Annotated in this window: 14 protein-coding genes and 1 pseudogene; 7 read left to right on the forward strand and 8 right to left on the reverse strand. The window is 63.1% G+C overall.

Annotated features, from left to right (window positions below; translation table 11 throughout):
- Nucleotides 1-33 precede the first annotated feature (33 nt).
- On the forward strand, nucleotides 34-1,725 hold the full coding sequence (gene amt, locus JF616_19095; protein MBW8889872.1) for an ammonium transporter: 1,692 nt from the start codon (nucleotides 34-36) through the stop codon (nucleotides 1,723-1,725).
- A complete protein-coding gene (locus JF616_19100; GenBank protein MBW8889873.1) occupies nucleotides 1,722-2,807 on the forward strand; it encodes a serine/threonine protein kinase in 1,086 nt (361 codons plus the stop codon). The genes amt and JF616_19100 overlap by 4 nt, the downstream gene beginning before the upstream one ends.
- A gap of 49 nt (nucleotides 2,808-2,856) precedes the next feature.
- Here the strand turns inward: JF616_19100 and dusA are convergent, their stop codons facing one another.
- Together dusA and JF616_19110 are read right to left on the reverse strand one after the other, a co-directional pair.
- Nucleotides 2,857-3,843: a tRNA dihydrouridine(20/20a) synthase DusA gene (dusA, locus tag JF616_19105; GenBank protein MBW8889874.1), complete on the reverse strand. Its 987-nt coding sequence runs from the start codon at nucleotides 3,841-3,843 to the stop codon at nucleotides 2,857-2,859.
- A 19-nt stretch (nucleotides 3,844-3,862) separates the two neighbouring features.
- Nucleotides 3,863-4,978 carry an MFS transporter gene (locus JF616_19110; GenBank protein ID MBW8889875.1) on the reverse strand — a complete coding sequence of 372 codons (1,116 nt, stop codon included), beginning with the start codon at nucleotides 4,976-4,978 and terminating at the stop codon, nucleotides 3,863-3,865.
- Nucleotides 4,979-5,226: 248 nt separating this feature from the next.
- Between JF616_19110 and JF616_19115 the strand changes: the two genes are divergently transcribed.
- Nucleotides 5,227-5,859 (forward strand): PorT family protein, encoded by a 633-nt coding sequence (locus JF616_19115; GenBank protein ID MBW8889876.1) that lies wholly within the window; start codon nucleotides 5,227-5,229, stop codon nucleotides 5,857-5,859.
- Between the two features lie 25 nt (nucleotides 5,860-5,884).
- On the opposite strand, the gene JF616_19120 is transcribed toward JF616_19115, so the two are convergent.
- From JF616_19120 to xth, 4 genes are all read right to left on the reverse strand, one after another.
- On the reverse strand, nucleotides 5,885-6,499 hold the full coding sequence (locus tag JF616_19120) for a YceI family protein (GenBank protein ID MBW8889877.1): 615 nt from the start codon (nucleotides 6,497-6,499) through the stop codon (nucleotides 5,885-5,887).
- Between the two features lie 211 nt (nucleotides 6,500-6,710).
- Nucleotides 6,711-6,896 carry a hypothetical protein gene (locus tag JF616_19125; GenBank protein MBW8889878.1) on the reverse strand — a complete coding sequence of 62 codons (186 nt, stop codon included), beginning with the start codon at nucleotides 6,894-6,896 and terminating at the stop codon, nucleotides 6,711-6,713.
- A 138-nt stretch (nucleotides 6,897-7,034) separates the two neighbouring features.
- The gene (locus JF616_19130; protein MBW8889879.1) at nucleotides 7,035-7,577 is read right to left on the reverse strand and encodes a tetratricopeptide repeat protein; all 543 of its coding nucleotides are present in this window, start codon (nucleotides 7,575-7,577) and stop codon (nucleotides 7,035-7,037) included.
- Between the two features lie 162 nt (nucleotides 7,578-7,739).
- On the reverse strand, nucleotides 7,740-8,519 hold the full coding sequence (gene xth, locus JF616_19135) for an exodeoxyribonuclease III (GenBank protein MBW8889880.1): 780 nt from the start codon (nucleotides 8,517-8,519) through the stop codon (nucleotides 7,740-7,742).
- Between the two features lie 174 nt (nucleotides 8,520-8,693).
- Between xth and JF616_19140 the strand changes: the two genes are divergently transcribed.
- Both JF616_19140 and JF616_19145 read left to right on the forward strand, forming a co-directional pair.
- Nucleotides 8,694-9,527, forward strand: coding sequence for an RNA polymerase sigma factor RpoD/SigA (locus tag JF616_19140; GenBank protein ID MBW8889881.1), 834 nt, complete (start codon nucleotides 8,694-8,696; stop codon nucleotides 9,525-9,527).
- 323 nt (nucleotides 9,528-9,850) lie between these two features.
- Nucleotides 9,851-13,346: pseudogene (locus tag JF616_19145) on the forward strand (hydantoinase B/oxoprolinase family protein).
- Here the strand turns inward: JF616_19145 and JF616_19150 are convergent.
- Nucleotides 13,335-13,610, reverse strand: coding sequence for a MoaD/ThiS family protein (locus tag JF616_19150; protein MBW8889882.1), 276 nt, complete (start codon nucleotides 13,608-13,610; stop codon nucleotides 13,335-13,337). The pseudogene JF616_19145 and the gene JF616_19150 overlap by 12 nt on opposite strands.
- Complete coding sequence (locus tag JF616_19155) at nucleotides 13,610-14,791, reverse strand: hypothetical protein (GenBank protein ID MBW8889883.1); 1,182 nt, start codon at nucleotides 14,789-14,791, stop codon at nucleotides 13,610-13,612. The genes JF616_19150 and JF616_19155 overlap by 1 nt, the downstream gene beginning before the upstream one ends.
- 298 nt (nucleotides 14,792-15,089) lie before the next feature.
- On the opposite strand from JF616_19155, the gene JF616_19160 reads away from it, so the two are divergent.
- Entirely contained in the window at nucleotides 15,090-16,769 is a 1,680-nt protein-coding gene (locus JF616_19160) for a SpoIIE family protein phosphatase (GenBank protein MBW8889884.1), read from the forward strand.
- An 86-nt stretch (nucleotides 16,770-16,855) separates the two neighbouring features.
- The gene (locus JF616_19165; protein ID MBW8889885.1) at nucleotides 16,856-17,308 is read left to right on the forward strand and encodes a hypothetical protein; all 453 of its coding nucleotides are present in this window, start codon (nucleotides 16,856-16,858) and stop codon (nucleotides 17,306-17,308) included.
- The last annotated feature ends 92 nt before the right edge of the window (nucleotides 17,309-17,400 follow it).

The raw sequence follows: 17,400 nt of genomic DNA on the forward strand, positions 1-17,400 counted from the left end.
GCATCCATGGCGATTTTCAACACGTGAGGGACGATGGATCTTCAGACCCAAATCGGATATCTTTGGCTGTCCATCTGCACCGGCTTGGTGTTCTTCATGCAAGCCGGGTTCGCCTGCCTGGAGGCCGGATCGGTCCGCTCCAAGAATAGCGTCAACGTGGCCTTGAAGAACGTGGTCACCTTCATCGTCGCGGCGGCCGGCTATTACGTGATCGGATACGCCTTGCATTTCGGGAAGCCCTGGATCGCCGGTTTCGCGGGCATGCCCGTGCCCATGCTCCGTAACGTTTCCGACGAAGGGTACTTCACCTTCCTTTATCAACTCGTCTTCTGCACCACCGCCGCCACCATCGTTTCCGGCGCGGTCGCCGAGCGCATGCGCTTCCTCCCCTACATCATCGGCACCTTGGTGGTCGGCGTCTTCATCTATCCCGTTTTCGGACATTGGGCCTGGAATGATGCGGGATGGCTGCATACCCTGGGCTACCACGATTTCGCCGGCTCTTCTGTGGTGCACATGTGCGGCGGCTTCATCGCCCTTTCCGGCATCGTCAAGATCGGGACCCGCAAGGGCCGCTTCGGCGCGGACGGCCAGGTGAACGAGATCCACGCTTCAGACGTGCCCATGGTGGCCTTGGGCGTATTCATCCTTTATTTCGGTTGGATCGGTTTCAACGGCGGATCGGCGCCCTTCGGCCCCAAAACTGCGTCCATCGTCCTCAACACCTTCCTGGGCGGCATCTTCGGAGGCATTACCTGCTTGCTGGTCGGCTGGGCCCTCAAGGGGATTTCCGGCGCCGCCACCCAGATGAACGGCATCCTGGCCGGGTTGGTGGCCATCACCGCTTCGGCGGATATCGTGACCGCGCCTTCGGCCTGCATCATCGGTTGCATCGGCGGCCTGGCGTATCTTCTCGCCGATGAGCTGCTGGTCCGCATGCGCCTGGACGATGCCGTAAGCGCGGTGCCCGTGCACGGAGCGGCCGGCCTTTCCGGCATCCTCAGCGCGGGGATCTTCTCGACCCATGCGCACCTGGAATCGGTATCCGCCCTGGTGGGACATCCCGTCACCCGCGGCGGCCTGATCCGGATCCAGACCCTCGGCGCCCTGGTCTGCGCCCTGTGGGCCTTCCTGGTCGGCTTCATCATCTGGTCCATCATCGATCGTATCTCCCGGCTCCGCGTCACCGAGGACGAAGAGTTGGTGGGTCTCAATTATTCCGAGCACAAGGTGCGCAGCCCCAGCGACGAAGTGGTGGCTTACGTGCTGGCCCGCGCGGCGGGACGCGAAGTCGAACGCCCTTACGATTTGGAAGGGGGCGAATTCGCGCGCATCGTGGCCGCCGCGCAGGGATGGGCCGATGGCTTGGCGAAAGAACGGGACGAATTGGAAAGGGCGCGCGCCAGCCTGGGCCAGGACGCCGATCGCCTCTATGAGATCATCCGCCGTTGCGAAGAGGAGAATCGCCTGCAATCCAAGCGGCTGGAAGCCATCGCGCACAAGGTCCAGATGGTGGACGGCGAATTGCGCCGACGCGAGGGCACGCCGGGCGCCATCACCCCGTTGGCCGCGGAAGTCATGACGGGCGTGCGCGAGAAGCTGGCCGAGATGCAGGCCGGGGGCCGAAACGTCTCCTTCTATTGGGAGCAATTGCGCGGGTTGGGATCGGCCCTGTTCTCGAATACGCGCTCCCTGGAGCGGCCCACCGCGGAGGCAAGGGCATGATCTTCGCCACCGGCAAGGTCCTGGGGCATTGCCATATCGAATCCCTCATCGGCGAAGGCTCGTCGGCCTGGGTGTATAAAGCTTCCCACCAGACCTTGGGGATCCCGGTGGCGGTGAAGGTGCTCAAGCCCGCCCCCCAGGATTCCCTGGCTTCCCACCTGACCACCTATCGCGATCGGTTCCGCCGCGAGGCGCAACTGGCCGCTCGCATCAACCACGAAGGCATCGTGCGCGTGCTCGACTTCGGCGAGGAAATGGGCAACCTTTACCTCGTCATGGAATTCGTGAACGGCCATACCCTGTCGGAATACCTGCGTAAGGGCGGGCCGATGACGGAGGAGATGGCCCTCAGGGTCACGGCCTGGTTGGCCACGGCCTTGCACGCGGCGCATACCCAAAACATCGTCCATCGGGACGTGAAGCCCGGCAATATCCTCATCACCAAGGACGGCTGGCTCAAGCTTTCGGACCTGGGGCTGGCCAAGGACATGGGGGTGCGCGAGCTGACCAACCTGGATACCGTGCTGGGGACGCCGTATTACATGGCTCCGGAGTCCCTAAAGCCCGGCCACGAGGTAGGCCCCCCTGCCGATCTCTATTCCCTCGGGATCATCCTGTTCGAAATGCTTACCGGCCGGCCGCCCTTTTCCGGCACCCTCAGCCAGGTCATCTCCGGCCATCTGCATGCCGAGCCATCCTATGTGGCCATGGTGGGCAGCGCCCGGGCCCCTCTCCCCGAAGGAACGGTCAAGCTGCTGAAGGCCCTTCTGGCCAAGGATCCCGCCATAAGGCCGCGTACCGGGCGGGAGGTGTCCGAACTCTGCCAAGTGCGTTTGCAGGGGGTGCAATCCGGCTCGGCTTTCAACGCGGGCACCGAAGCGCCCCGGGAAGCGCGGCATCTGGCCGACTCCAGCACCTTCCAGCGCCTGGGGCAATTCATGGAACGCAACCTGGGCTCCAGCGTCAGCGAATACCAAGGGCGCCAGGTCATGCACACCACCGGGCGCGAGCGGATCTTGATCTGGATCCTGGCGGCCGTATTCCTGGGAGGGGCCCTTGCGGCCTACGTGGCCTCGCGGTGAAGCGGACCGCTTCCCGCGCTGATGCCGCGTAGGAAAGGGCGGCGCTTTCTCACGCGGCGGCGGCCAGGCCCTGTACGGCCTGCAACGCCCCGTCGAGGACTTCCAAGCCCGCTCCCGGCTTGCAGGCGTTTTCGCTGAGATACCTCCGCCAAGCCCGTCCGCCGCGCACCCCTTGGAATAGCCCCAGGATATGCCGGGTCACGGAGTGCAGCCTTTGCCCCCGGGAGAGCTCGGAGGCGACGTAGGGCCGGAACGCCTCCACGATATCCACCCGCGAAGGAATCGCCCCGGTCTCGCCGAACCAGCGGCCATCCGCTTGCGCCAGCAGGTAGGGATTTTCGTACGCGGCCCGTCCCAACATGACGCCGGGGAATTCGGCCAGATGCCCGTCCACCTGCTCCGCCGTCACGATGCCGCCGTTGAGGACGAATTCCAAGGCGGGGAAGTCGGACTGGAGCTGGCGTACCACATCGTAGCGCAAGGGCGGGACTTCGCGATTTTCCTTCGGGCTCAAGCCTTGCAGCCAGGCCTTGCGCGCATGCATGATGAAGGTCGAGCATCCGGCCTCGGCTACCGTACCGATGAAATGGACCAACTCGGCATAGGAATCCTTCTCGTCTATGCCGATGCGCGTCTTGACCGTGACCGGCACCGCGACCGCGTCGCGCATGGCCCGCACGCCTTGCGCGACCAGGGCGGGCTCGGCCATCAGGCATGCCCCGAAGCGGCCCTCTTGGACCTTGTCGCTCGGGCAGCCCACGTTCAAATTGATCTCATCGTAGCCGAAGCGTTCCCCGATGCGCGCGCAGGCCGCCAGATCCTTCGGGTCGCTGCCGCCCAATTGCAGGGCCACGGGATGCTCGGCCGGATCGAAAACCAAAAGGCGTTCCGCCTTCCCGTGCATGATGGCCGCGCTGGTGACCATCTCGGTATAGAGCCGCGCATGCCGCGTGATGAGGCGCAGGAAGAACCGGCAATGCCGATCCGTCCACTCCATCATGGGGGCGATGCACAGGCGGTGAGGGGAAGGCTGCATGTCTAAGGATCTAAGAATTTTAAACGGCGGAGCGCAGCCGCCAGGCCAAGGCGAGGCTCGCCAGCACGCATCCCGCCCCAATCAATCCAACCGTCCCATAATGCTCTAAACGATGTTCGGCGCCTTCCACGATAATGGCGCCCCCCAGCAAGGAGGCCAGTCCCGAAGCGAATTGCTGGATCGCCGAATTGAGGCTCATGAAGCCGCCACGGTAACGCCCCGCCACGCTGTTGGTGATCATGGCCATCCCAGGGATGAAACGGCCCGAAGAGAAGACCATAAAACACGTGGTGACGATAAGGGCGGCCCAGACCGGAACCCGGGGCAAGCGAGTCAGGACCAGGATAGGCGCCATGCAAAGCAGGCTCACGACGAGGAATACGCGCAGCAGCCCAATCCGATCGGAGACGCGGCCCAGCCACCGCGAGGAGAAGAAGGTCGCCAATCCGCCGAACAGGTAGATGAGCGGCAATTGCTCGTTGGTAAGGCCGACGTTGTCCACCAGGGATGGGCTGATGTACGGGATGACCATGAATCCCGCCATGGTCATGGTGATGGTGAGGCCGAAGGCCAGCCAATGATTGCCGCCCCGCAAGATGGCCTTCATCTCCGTCCAAGGGCTGTCCTTTTCCCGCGAGAGATGATCGCGCACCGGCGGCAGTACCTTCGCCGCCAATATCAGGATGACCGCGCTCAATCCGGCCAGCATGAAGAAGGGCGCATGCCAACCCAGGCGGTTGGCCAGGAACAGGCCCAGCGGAACGCCGGCGATGGAAGCCAGGGAAAAGGCCGAGAAGAGCGTGCCCATCGCAGCCCCGCGCCGATTGGGCGGAATCGCATCGCCGATCACCGCCAGGATGGTGGCGCCGGATATCCCGCCGAAACCCCCGGCCAGGAAGCGCGCGGCCACCATGGCGTAATAGTTCGGTGCCACCGCGCACAACAAGGTGCCGATGGCGAAGCCGCCGTAGAGCCAGAGCAATGCCCGCTTGCGATCGAAGCGATCGAGGAACCAGGCGGCGATGAGGCCGAACAAGGCCGCGCTGAAGGTGTAGGTGGATACGATGAACCCGAACTGCGCCGGCGTAATGGCGAAGATGCCCATCAACCGGGGCCCCATGGGCATCACGATCATGAAATCCAGGATATGCGTGAATTGGATCGCGGCAAGTACGTAAAGGAGGAACCTTTCCTCTCGGGCGGGCAAGGGAAACGCCCGTCCGGCGGCCCTTTTCTCGGCTTGGGCTTGAATCAAAAATCCTCCTGGCGTCCGGACCCATACTAACTATTTTCGGGGCAGGGTTCATCCCGACGCGCGGGATGAAATCCCTTCCCGGCCCCGTTCCATAGGGACCGGAACAAGATCGAAATGAAGGAGAATGAATGCTTTCCAACCGGATACCGTACTCTCTGCTGTTGTCCGCCGCCTGCTTGGCCGCGCCCGTTGCCGTGCACGCCCTGTCTTTCGGGGCGGGCCCCATCGCCGGCGTCGAATTCGCGAATGCCAGCGTCGATAACCACAGCAAGACCGACGGGCTTACGGGCCTGGCCATCGGCCTGCGCACCGAATTCGGCGTGACCAAGCCCTTCAGCCTTCTGGTCGAGCCTACCTACGTCCAGAAAGGGGCCAGCTTCGGCGCCTTCGGCAACATCACCAGCGCCGAGGGGGACTTGGACTATCTGGAAATCCCCGTGCTGGTGAAAGCCAAATTCGGCGCCTTAAAGGCCCATGCCTACGCCATCGCCGGCCCCAGCTTCGGGATCAACCTGAAGACGAAAGGCAGCCTGGGCGACTTCACCAGCGATTTCAAGGACCAGGCGGCCAACCTCGCCATTTCCGGGGATATCGGCGTGGGAGCCGGCTTTCAGCTGCAACACTACGTTTACCTCACCGGCGATGTCCGCTATTCCCACGGCTTCACCAACGCCCTGGATAAATCGGTGGGCGACATCAGCTCCTGGTATTCCCGGGACATCCGCCTGGTCGCGGGCATCCTCATCCATCTAACCGAGTAGATAATCATCTACTCGGTCGGATAATTCACTTGGCCGGGGCTTTCGCGGGCTTCGCTTCCATCTTGCCCGCCTTCTGCGCGTCGGGGGCGAGCTTGCGGACGCCTTCGAAGGCCAGGTTCAATTCCACCTCGGGGCCGACCACCAGGCCGCCCGCCTCCACGGTCTTACTCCACTTCAGGCCGTAGTCGAAGCGGTTGATCTTGCCGTTGGCGGCGAATGCCGCGCGTTCATTGCCCCAGCCATCATTGATGATCCCGCCGCCCTTGATCTTGAGCGCAACGTCCTTCGTTGTCCCGCGGATGGTCAGGTCCCCGATGAGCGTGCAGGTGGAGTCCTTCTCGTTGATGTCGCGCACTTCCTTGGATACGAATTTCATTTCCGGAAAATGCGCTGCGTCGAAGAACTCGTCGCTCTTGAGATGCGCGTCGCGCTTGGGGTTGCCGGTGCTGATGCTGTTCACGTCGATGGTCAGGGTTCCGGTGGTCGCCTTCACGTTCTTGGGATCGATGGTAAACGAGCCGCCGAACTTCTCGAACTTGCCCGTGACGTTGCTGATTCCCATGTGGCGCACCTTGAAGGTGATATCCGTGTGGGCCGTATCCACGTTATAGGTCTCGGCCGCGGCCGCGGCCAATCCCATGCACGCTACGATTGCGAAAGCGGGAACTCTGAGCATCTTGAACATGAAACCTCCAGGTTAATTGTGGGCATCAAACTATCCGTTACAACGACCGTTGTCAAGACAATTTAAAACCAATATATGGCAAAAAAAGCCAGAAACACCGGTTTTTACCGATGTTTCTGACCGGAACTTCGGATTTAAGAGAACCTAGGTCGGGTTCCGGCCCAGCTCAAGCCCGGCCAAAGCGCATGGCCTGCTTAACGCCGTAATAGAATCCCTTTCCCATCCCCTTCACGTAGCCGATAAAGCCGCCGCCACGCGCGGCGAGTTCTTCCGAAGACATTTGTTTGCGTCCGAAGTAGGAGATGCCGGCCACGAGGCCCAAGCCGGTCAGGATCTTGGCTGTTTTGCCCATATATCCTCCATGCATAGCGCCTGATGAAGGGGCCGCTGGAGACGGACCGGCATGGATTGGCTTGAAGATCCGCTTCCATCGGCGCCCTGAAGGCGCCTACACATAATTAAAAGCTTGGAGACAGGGGGTACAAGCCCTTCAGCCCATGCGGAGTTCGTTGCGCTCGACGATCTTAGAGTAAAGATCCTCGGCAAGGGGCGAGGGCATCCCCACCAAAAGCTCGTACTGGCGATAGGCGGATTTGAGATCGCCTGAGGAGACGAACAGGATGCCCAAGCCGAAGAGGGCTTCCTCATCCCGGGGATTGAGGTTCAAGGCTATTTGGTAGGATTGGAAGCTCGCTTGCTTCCGGCCCAACGCGAAGGCGGCGAGCCCCAGGCTCTTGATGCATTGGATATCGTCGGGCCTTAGCGAGAGCGCGCGCTTGAGGGGATCGACGGCCTCGGCATAGCGTCCCAGGTGGATGAAAGCCCATCCCAGGCTGCTCCATAATTCCGGATCCGCGTTATCGTACCGCAGGGCTTCCCTGAGAACGTCGATGGCCTCGCCCACGCGACCCGTTTCAAAATAGTTTTGAGCCATCTTGCGCAAGTGGACGGTGTCGTAGATTTCCATCTCGGCGATGCCGGGAAACGACCCGGCGGCTTGTCCGCCCCATCCGAAGTCCGGAAAATTCCCCATCAAGAATTCCTCCTGCCGCCTTCCAACGGTCGGAAGGGGCCAGCGAATAATCGGAGGGAAAATATAGATCCGCTTTCGCCCAGACCCATTCCGGTTCCAAGTTATCTAGGATGGTTTGACCCTTCCTTGACCGCGATTTCGATCAATGAACCTCGGGGTCTTTTATTCCAACGCCAATTCCAGGCCCACCGGGCAATGGTCGGAACCCATCACCTCGGGGCTGATCCAGGCGTTCTTCACCTTCGCCTTCAGATCCTCGCTCACGTAGAAGTAATCGATGCGCCAGCCCACGTTGCGCGCGCGCGCCCCGGATTTCATATCCCACCAGGAATATTGGTTCGGCTTCTGGTTGAACATGCGCAAGGAGTCGATGAACCCGCTCGCGAGGAAACCGTCTATCCACGCCCTTTCTTCGGGGAGGAATCCGGAAATGCCGGAGTTCTCCTTGGGCCGGGCGATGTCGATCTCCTTATGCGCCGTGTTCACGTCGCCGCAGACGATCACGCTCTTCCCCTTTTTCCGCAGTCCCGTGGTGAAATCCTGGAAATGCCGGTAAAAGTCCATCTTGTATTGCTGGCGCACGTCGCCGGTCTTCCCGTTCGGGAAATACACGTTGCAGAGCACGAAGCCCGGGTATTCGGCCACCAGGGTACGGCCCTCGATGTCGAACGCGTCCTTGCCGAAGCCTTCGGTCACCCGGAGCGGCTTCTCCTTCGTGAACAAGGCGACGCCGCTGTAGCCCTTCTTCGCCTTCGATGAGCAGAAGTTCCAGTGGTAGCCCTCCACTTCCTTGAGCTCCTTTTGGATCTGGATCTCTTCGGCCTTGGTCTCTTGGAGGCAGAGGATATCCGGCGACTCCTTGTGCAGCCAGTCGATGAAGCCTTTCTTGTATGCGGCGCGGAAGCCGTTCACGTTCCATGAAAGCAGCCTGATGGTCTTCACGTTTTAATCTCCGGATTAAAATGGGGAGCCAGAAATTTACGTTTTGGTACGGAGCCGTAAACGATTTGGTGCGTTGGGCGCGCGCCGATGCGCCATACGGGGCCGATTCGGGATCGCGCGGGCGAGAGGTCGCTGGCATCCTCTTTGCCCTGTGTCGGGCGGGAGATCCTCCGCATGGCGAAAGATACCGTTAGGCCTCTGGCCGGCCTCGGCTCCGACGCATCGCTGAAGCGATACCTCGAAGACATCCGGAAGGCCCCGCAATTGCGGGCCGAAGACGAATCCGAGCTCTTCCATCTCTTCCGCAAGGGGAGCCGCGCGGCGCGCGAACGCCTGATCGCCGCGAATATGCGTTTCGTGGTGAAGGTGGCGCTGGAATACCGCGCCTGCCCCATGCCCATGTCCGACCTCATTTCCGAAGGCGCGCTTGGCCTCATACACGCGGTAGAGACCTTCGATCCCGGACGCGGCGTCAAATTCATCTCCTACGCGGTATGGTGGATCCGGTCGCATATCACCAAGTCCCTGAACGAGAAGGGCTATCTCATCCGCTTGCCGGCGAACCAGTACTTCCGGCTGCGAAAGGCCCTGCAGGCCGAACGCAACGGACGTTTCGAAGAAGAGGATTTGCGGGTCATACGCCAATTGAGCCAAGGCTGCGCGTCCCTGCACTCGCCCCATCCCGGCACCGGCCGCTCATGGTCCGACCTGCTGCCCGATCCCGCCGCCCCCGATCCCGAAGTCCAGGCCGAGCTCGCCGTAGGGTCGGGGCTAACCGAACGCATGCTCGCCGCCATGCCCGAGCGGGAACGGCGGATATTGCAGCGCACTTACGGCCTGGGGAACGAGAACCCGGTCACCTTGAAGGAAGTCGGCCGGGACCTGAGCCTTTCCGCGGAACGGGTACGCCAACTCCGGGCCATGGCCCTCCGGCGCATGCGATCCGATCCGGAGTATGCGCCTTTGCGGGAACGCTATGCGTGCCTCTCCGATGCCCGGACGGCCTGAAAAGCGGACTTAGAAGTGGGTTCTGCTCCGGCCGGCCGGCCGGAGCGACGGTTACCGGCGCGTTACGTAGAGCGAAGCCGAAGCACCCGCCATCCTCGCGTCAAGTCCATCCTGCCCATCAGGAATGGGCAAGGAACCAACGGAGAGGAAACTCCCGGGGGGGTGGGGTTGGGGTAGGAGTCTCAGGACCCTTTCGGGTATCCCGATGACGGAATGCTTCGGCAGGGACATCATTGAACCCCTAAATTTACATTAGATTTTACCCTACTTTGATAGGCTCGCGCATCGACTCCAAGGCCAGTCCCGCCGTTTGGCGATTTTGGATGGATCAAGGCGGAACCTTCACGGATTGCCTCGGCGTGTCCCCTTCCGGGGAGGTCCGCATGGCCAAATTGCTTTCCGGCCCCATGGCACCGGTCGCCTGCATCAGTGGTGGAAGCCCGGGGCAGGCTCGACGCCAGGGGCGGGGAAATCGAACCCTTGCATCCGGAAACGCTTGCCGGGGATTTACGCGGCCTGCTGGAAAAAGGTTATGCCGATTTGGCCATCGTCTTCCTGCATGGTTACGCCTTCCCCCGGCACGAACGCCAGGCCGCCGAGCTCGCGCGCAAGCTGGGATTCGCCAGGGTGACCTGCTCGCATGAGGCCGATCCTTCCATCGGCTTCGTCGCGCGCGGAGACACCACCACGGTGGACGCTTACCTCACCCCGCTGCTGGCGGAGTATCTCGCGGGGCTTCGGGAGCATTTGCCGGGCTCATCCCTGCTGCTGATGCAATCGGGAGGCGGCCTGTGCGAACCGGAGCTTCTGCGCGGCCAGAACGCCATCTTGTCCGGCCCCGCGGGCGGCGTGGTGGCTTGCGCCCGTCTCGCGCAACGCGCGGGTTACCCCCGGGCGATCGGGTTCGACATGGGAGGCACTTCTACCGACGTCTCGCGGCATGCGGGAGGCGAATGGGGCAAGGCTTACGCCGCCACCACCGGCGGAATGCGCATTCGCGCGCCTTCGCTGGACATCCATACCGTGGCGGCGGGCGGAGGCTCGCTCTGCCGCCTGGCGCCGGGGCGCCTGACCGTCGGGCCGGAAAGCGCCGGATCCGATCCGGGCCCCTTGTGCTACGGGAAAAAGCGCGGCCATCGCGACGGCATGGGCGACGAAACAAGCGAGAGCGAAGGCAATGGGTCGGCCTCCGGAAGCGCCGACCTGACCGTAACGGACGTGAATCTTTTCCTTGGCCGGTTGGCGGAGGACTATTTTCCCTTTCCTTTGCATCGCGCGCCGGTGGAGCGGAAGCTGGAAGAGCTTAAGCGAAGCTGGGAGTCGGAGGGCGGTGGCGCCGTGACGGCGGCTGAATTGGCTATGGGCTTCCTGGAGATCGTGGATCGCCAGATGGCCCAGGCCATCAAGGAGATCTCCCTTTCGCGGGGGCACGAACCGGCTGAACACGCTTTAGTCGTCTTCGGCGGGGCGGGAGGGCAACATGCCTGCGCGGTGGCCCGCTTGTTGGGAATCCGCGCGATCCTGATCCACCCCCTGGCAGGCGTGCTTTCGGCGCTGGGGATGGGGCTGGCCGAGACCCTCTGGGAGAGTTCGGCGCCGGTGGACCGCCTGCCCCTGGATGCGGATTCCCTGCATGCCTTGGAAACGGTTTTCGCCGATTTGGAATCCCGCGGGTTCGCCGCCCTGTTAGCACAGGGTAACCCTCCCGCTACGGTAACTCATAAGAGACGGTTGGATCTCCGCTACGCCGGGACCGAACACGCCCTTTCCATCGTGAGGCCGACCGGGGACGATTGGCGGACCGCCTTCGAAGCGGAGCACCGGGACTTGTACGGGTATGAGCGTCCGGGAAGAAAGGTGGAGATCCTCCAGGCCCGGGTGGAAAGCCTGGGCGCAGCGGAGGCGGAATGGCCCGTACCGGCTGCCCAACCGCAAGGCCAGGCCGGCTCCGGGCAGGCCCGCCAAGGCGGATCCGCATCAGCCGGCCCGCTTCCCCGCCCCGTGCGCCATACGGTCCTGTACGGCCGTCAGGGCCGGACGGAAGCGCCCGTCTTCCGTCGCGAGGATCTGGCTGCGGGCGTCCCGATCGCCGGGCCGGCCTTGATCCTGGATCGCGTCTCCACGGTCGTACTCGAAGATGACTTCCAGGCCATCGCGGGCCCGGAAGGCTTGCTGAGATTGGAACCTATCGAAGGCGCCGGTAAGCGCGTGGATCCCGCCGGAACCGCCCTGCTGGAATTGTTCAACCACGCGTTCATGTCTATCGCCGGGCAAATGGGAACGGTTTTGCAGCGCACCGCGATCTCGACCAACGTAAAGGAGCGCCTGGACTTCTCCTGCGCCGTCTTCGATGCCGGCGGGAATCTGATCGCCAACGCCCCGCATATCCCCGTGCATCTGGGCGCGATGGGCGAGAGCGTACGCCACGTGCTGCGCCGGCATCCCCGGCCGCGCCCCGGCGATGCCTACGTCACCAATAACCCCTACCGGGGCGGATCGCATTTGCCGGACATCACCGTGGTTACGCCGGTTTTCCTCGACCCGGCCGATGCGGAGCCCGCATTCTTCACGGCGAACCGCGCCCATCACGCCGATGTCGGCGGGACCACGCCGGGATCGATGCCCGCCTTTTCCTCCCGTCTCGAAGAAGAAGGCGTACTATTGGACGCCGAACTCCTCGTCGAAGGCGATCGCATCCGCGCGGACGGCATCCGGAAGCTGTTCGAGCAGGGGCCGCTGCCGGCCCGCAATCCTAGCGAAAACCTGGCCGATCTCGAAGCCCAGGTCGCGTCCAACCGCGCGGGCGCGCGCTTGTTGCTGGACTTGATCGCCGAACATGGTCGGAAGCGGGTGCGCAAGCAAATGGGTTTGTTGCGCGAGAACGCCGCTTACCAGGTGCGCCGGGCGCTGGCGCGCCTGCCGCAAGGGGTTCGCTCCTTCGCGGACGCCATGGACGATGGTACTCCTATCCGCGTGGCCGTGACCCTGGACGGGGACGGGGCCGTGGTGGACTTCGCGAGCACGGGACCGGAAAGCGAGGGCAACCTCAACGCGCCGCCGGCGGTGGTGCGTTCGGCGGTGATGTACGTGCTCCGCTGCCTGGTGGCGGAACGCATCCCCATGAACGAAGGCTGCCTGGATCCGGTGCGCATCCTGATCCCGGAAGGCAGCATCCTGAATCCTTCCCCGGACCGCGCGGTGGCGGGCGGGAACGTGGAGACCTCGCAACGCGTGGTGGACGTGCTGCTAGGGGCCCTGGGATTGGCGGCGGCCAGCCAAGGGACGATGAACAACGTCAGCTTCGGGGACGGTTCCTTCGGGTATTACGAGACCTTGGCGGGCGGCGCGGGGGCGGTGGGCCCGCAGGGTAACCCGGGCGATACGGGATATCGGCCAGGCGGGGACGGGCCGAGCGCCGTGCACACCCATATGACGAATACCCGCATCACCGATCCGGAGGTGTTAGAGACGCGTTATCCCGTGAGGTTGGAGCGTTTCGCGATCCGGAAGGGATCGGGAGGCAAGGGGCAATGGCGGGGCGGAGACGGAGTGATCCGGGAATATCGGTTTCTGAAGCCGGTGGAAGTTTCTTTGCTCACCCAGCGGCGTGGGTTGGCGCCCTTCGGCCTCGCGGGCGGGGAAGCCGGGGCCATGGGCCGGAACCTGCGTTTGATGACGGACGGGTCGGCGGTGGAATCGCCGGGGGCGGCGGCCTATCGGGCTGCGGCCGGCGAGAGGTTGCTCATCGAGACGCCGGGAGGCGGCGGCTGGGGCGCTCCGGACCGGTCCGGGCCGGGCCCGGCATCCTCAACCCCCTGACAATGCCTGCAAGATGAATATTTCCTGGCTCGGCGAAAGCGCGTCGCTCAGGGCCTCGCGATCGCAGATGGGCTCATCGCCCACGAAGACGTGCACGTGCCTGCGCAGGCGCCCGGTCTCGTCGCCCACGTACAAGGCGAAGCCCGGATAACGCTTCTCCAATTCGGCTATCACCTCGCGTACGGTCGCGCCCGGCACCTCCTCCCCCATCTTCAGCGCCGGGAAGAAGGTCTGCAGGTGCCGGGTGAAACTGACTCGCGGCATCAGGCGAAGCGCACCGAATGGATCGGGGGCAGATTGTTACCGATGCAACGCCAGGTTTCACCGCGGTCTTCGGAGATGTAGAGGTTTCCGGTGGTGGTCCCGAAACAGACCCGATCCCCGCTGGCATCGAGCGCGTGGCGATAGATCACGTCGTAGCAATTCTCCTGCGGAAGCCCCTCGCGGAAGCTCTGCCAACTGGCGCCGCCATCGCTGGTACGGGCGACGGACAGCCCGTCGCCTAGATTCATGCGCTCCTGATCGCTGCGCAGCGGCACCACCCAGGCGGTCCCGGGATCCTTGTCGTCGGCGGCGATGGGGAAACCGAAGTGCGCGCCCACGTCCTTTTGGCTCACCCGCTTCCAACTCCGCGCGCCATCTTCGCTGGTGAAGATACCGGTATGGTTCTGCTGCCAGAGCCGGTCCGGCCGCGACGGGCACAGGGTAACCAGGTGCGGGTCGTGCCCCCACTCCGCTTCCGGGTTGGGCAAGTAATCGTTCAGCATGCCGCGATTGCACCCCGCCCAGCTCTTACCGCCATCGCGCGTCTCCAGCACCCCGGCGCAGCTGATAGCCACGTAAAAGTGGTCCGAGTCGCGTGGATCGACGACCACCGAGTGGATGCCGGGCGCGAACTCGCCGTACGCCATCGCCGCGGGCGTGCCGCCCCACTGGTTCTTGCTGGTCGCCCCGCCGGCAAACAGATCGCCGCCGCGGCTCTCGTGGTTCCACAGCGGTCGATTGAGCTCCCAGCTCTCGCCGCCGTCGCGGGTGGTAAATAGGCCGCCGGGCAAGGTGCCGGCGTGGATCACCCCCGGCTGGTCCTTGCCGGCGAAGCCGAGCGACCAGATCTTCATGAGCGCGGCCTGCTTGTAAGCGATCGGCTTGCCCGCATCCTCCATCGCCTTGGGGTCCGGGATGAGCTGTTCGATGTAGCGCGCGCCCTTGGGGTAGACCACGCGGCTGGCGTCCTGCCAAGTGGCGCCGCCATCGCGGGAGCGCATCAGCGCCGGTCCCCAGTGGGCGTTGTCCATGCAGGCCCAGAGCGTTCCGTCGCGCGGATCACGGGCGGCGTAACTGACCGCCATGCCGGGTTGGGCGATCGGGCGTAACGTCCAGCGGCCGCTCTTGCGGTCGATGATGAGGGTGCCCTTCTTCGTGGCGAGGAGGAGTTGGTCTGACATGGGTGAGAGGATAAATAAAAGAAAGCCCTTTTTCTATTCCTACCCTTATTAGCGGCGATTTCTCGCAATAAATCGGAATATGCTGTCCGGGTAAATACGTGTGCCGCAGGAAGAACGGCCGCCACTCCAGGAACTCCAAGCACCGAAAAAACTCGGGCGTGCGCGTTTTAGGGTTTGTGAAATTGGTGCCGGAAATCAGACCCGGTATCCGCCGCCGCGGATTACGATAACTAGTGCCGGGTGGATCGCCCGGAAGCGATGAACGCGCAAGCGTCGGATGTGAACCCAGAAGCCCGTGATGGAATTGCCCGACAACATTTTCGAGAATGCGTTCAACCTCATCGGCGATCCCATTTTCGTCAAGGACCGCCGGCACCGGCTCGTGATGCTGAACGATGCCAGCTGCCGGGCCATCGGCAAATCCAGGGAGAAGATGCTCGGCTGCACGGACCATGATTTCTTCCCCAAGGAGGAAGCCGACGTCTTCTGGGCCCGCGACGAGCAGGTTTTCCACACCGGGATAGAAGATATCAACGAAGAGTCCCTCACGCCCCCCGGAGGCACTCATCGAACCCTTCTAACCCGCAAGCAGTTATACGTCGACCCGCGCGGGAACCCCTTCATCGTCGGTATCTTCAAGGATATCACGCCCCTCAAGAAAGCGGAGACAGTCCTGCAGCGGACTAACATGGTCCTGGAAGGGATGGTCCGGGAGCGCACCGCCGAGCTTCAGCGCGCCAACGCCGAAATGCAGGTCCGCATCAACCAACTGGACTTCCTGAACGAGAAAAGCCGCTCTTTCGCGCACCTCTTGAACCGCGAGGAGGTCCTGGAGGCGATCCTGGCCACGTTCTCGGGCCTTTTTCCGGGATCACCCATTAACCTGGTCATCAGGGACGGGAAGGGCATCCGGTACGCTCGGCAAGCCGGGGTCCCGCTCAAGGTCCTGAAAGCCATCGGGGTCTTACTGGCCCCGAACCTAGCGGAGGACAGCCGTAGCATCGCATTCGGCGCCCTGGATCCCGTACTCATGAAGGCGTTCCCGAAATTTTCCGGATATCTTTGGATTCCCTTCCGCAACGGCGCAGGCCTCCTGGGCGGCGTCCAGATTCTGCTGCCCGTCGGATGGGAGCCGGGCATAGCCGCCGATTTGCCTTTGCTCGGGGCGTTATCCGTTCATGCCGCCACGGCCTTGGACAACGCCGAGCTCCATGAATCCCAGGGAGAGCGCGCCCGGATCGAGATCGAGCTGCAGATGGCCCGTAAGATCCAAGGGAATTATATTCCGGACCCGCCCGTTATTCCCGGAATCGCCCTTGCCGGGGTATGCCTGCCGGCCCGGGAGATCGGCGGCGACTACCTGGATTACTTCCGCAACGAGAACGGTGATTGGATCATCGTCGTCGCCGACGTGTGCGGTAAAGGCATCCCCGCCGCCCTGGTCATGACGACCTTGCGCAGTTGCGTAAGGGCCGAGGGTAGGCGTCAGGAGTCCAGCAAGGAATTGCTCGCGGCCGTGAACAGCCTGATGGGGCCCGAACTGCAGCGCGAAAAATCCTTTATCACCTGCCTTTGCCTGGTGGTTTCGGCGCGAGGCGACGCCCTCAACTTCACCCGCGCGGGCCATCCCTGGTTGGTGGCTTCCGGTCCCGGCATGCCCGGGTCCCGCGGCATCGCTTCCCAGGGCATTGCCTTGGGGCTGGTTCCCGACGGGGAATTCCGGAGCCAGGCGGAGGAAGTACGAATAACCCTGAATCCTGGTGATCGATTCGTCGCGTATACGGACGGGGTGGACGAGGCCAAGGACGCCGAAGGACGGCCCTACGGTAAGGAACGGCTGTACTCCATATTGCAGGCGAGCCGTGATCTGGCGCCGTCCCGGCTCATCGACGCGGTACTGGCGGACGTTCGCATCCATACCCAGGCTAATCCGCAATACGATGACATGACCCTGTTCTGCCTGGAAAAGCTGGGATAAGCGTTCCCGCGCGCCACGCGAGGCGCTTTTCATCGAAACTCCGGGCGCCGGAGAAATGGGGCCGAATCGGAACTATGTTTCAGGCGATGCCGCCCGACAGATCCCACGCCCTGGCCCAGTGCCGCGCGATGCTTCTCTCCCGCCAAGCGGGCTACCGCCGCGAAATGTCGAACCTGGACGAGGCTTCCGCCCGGGAAACCAAAAGCAGCGCCGGGGACAAGTATGAAACCGCCCGGGAGATGATCGCCCAATCCCGCCGCCTAATGGAAGTCAACCTGGCCGAGGCGGACGCCGCGTTGGCGAACCTGGAACGAGTAGCGGTGGCGCCAACGAAGGCTAGCTGCGGCTTTGGAAGCCTGGTGGAAACCTCCCAGGGCTGGCTGTTGGTGGGGATCAGCCTGGGCGACGTGGAAGCGGATGGGGCGATCATCCGGACCCTATCGCTGGCGAGCCCTTTGGGGCAGGCCTTGAAAGGCCGCGTCGCCGGGGATCGGCTTCCCTGGCGGGGCGAAGAGATTTTGATCCTTTCCGTCGCTTAGCCGGGAAGCAAGCAGGGGAGCTACCGGTCCATTCCGGTTTCCCGGGAATCAAGGCAAGATATGCGCAAACACATGATGATTTGTATACCCTT

This window comes from Fibrobacterota bacterium (genome assembly GCA_019509785.1).
Classification (GTDB): domain Bacteria; phylum Fibrobacterota; class Fibrobacteria; order UBA11236; family UBA11236; genus Chersky-265.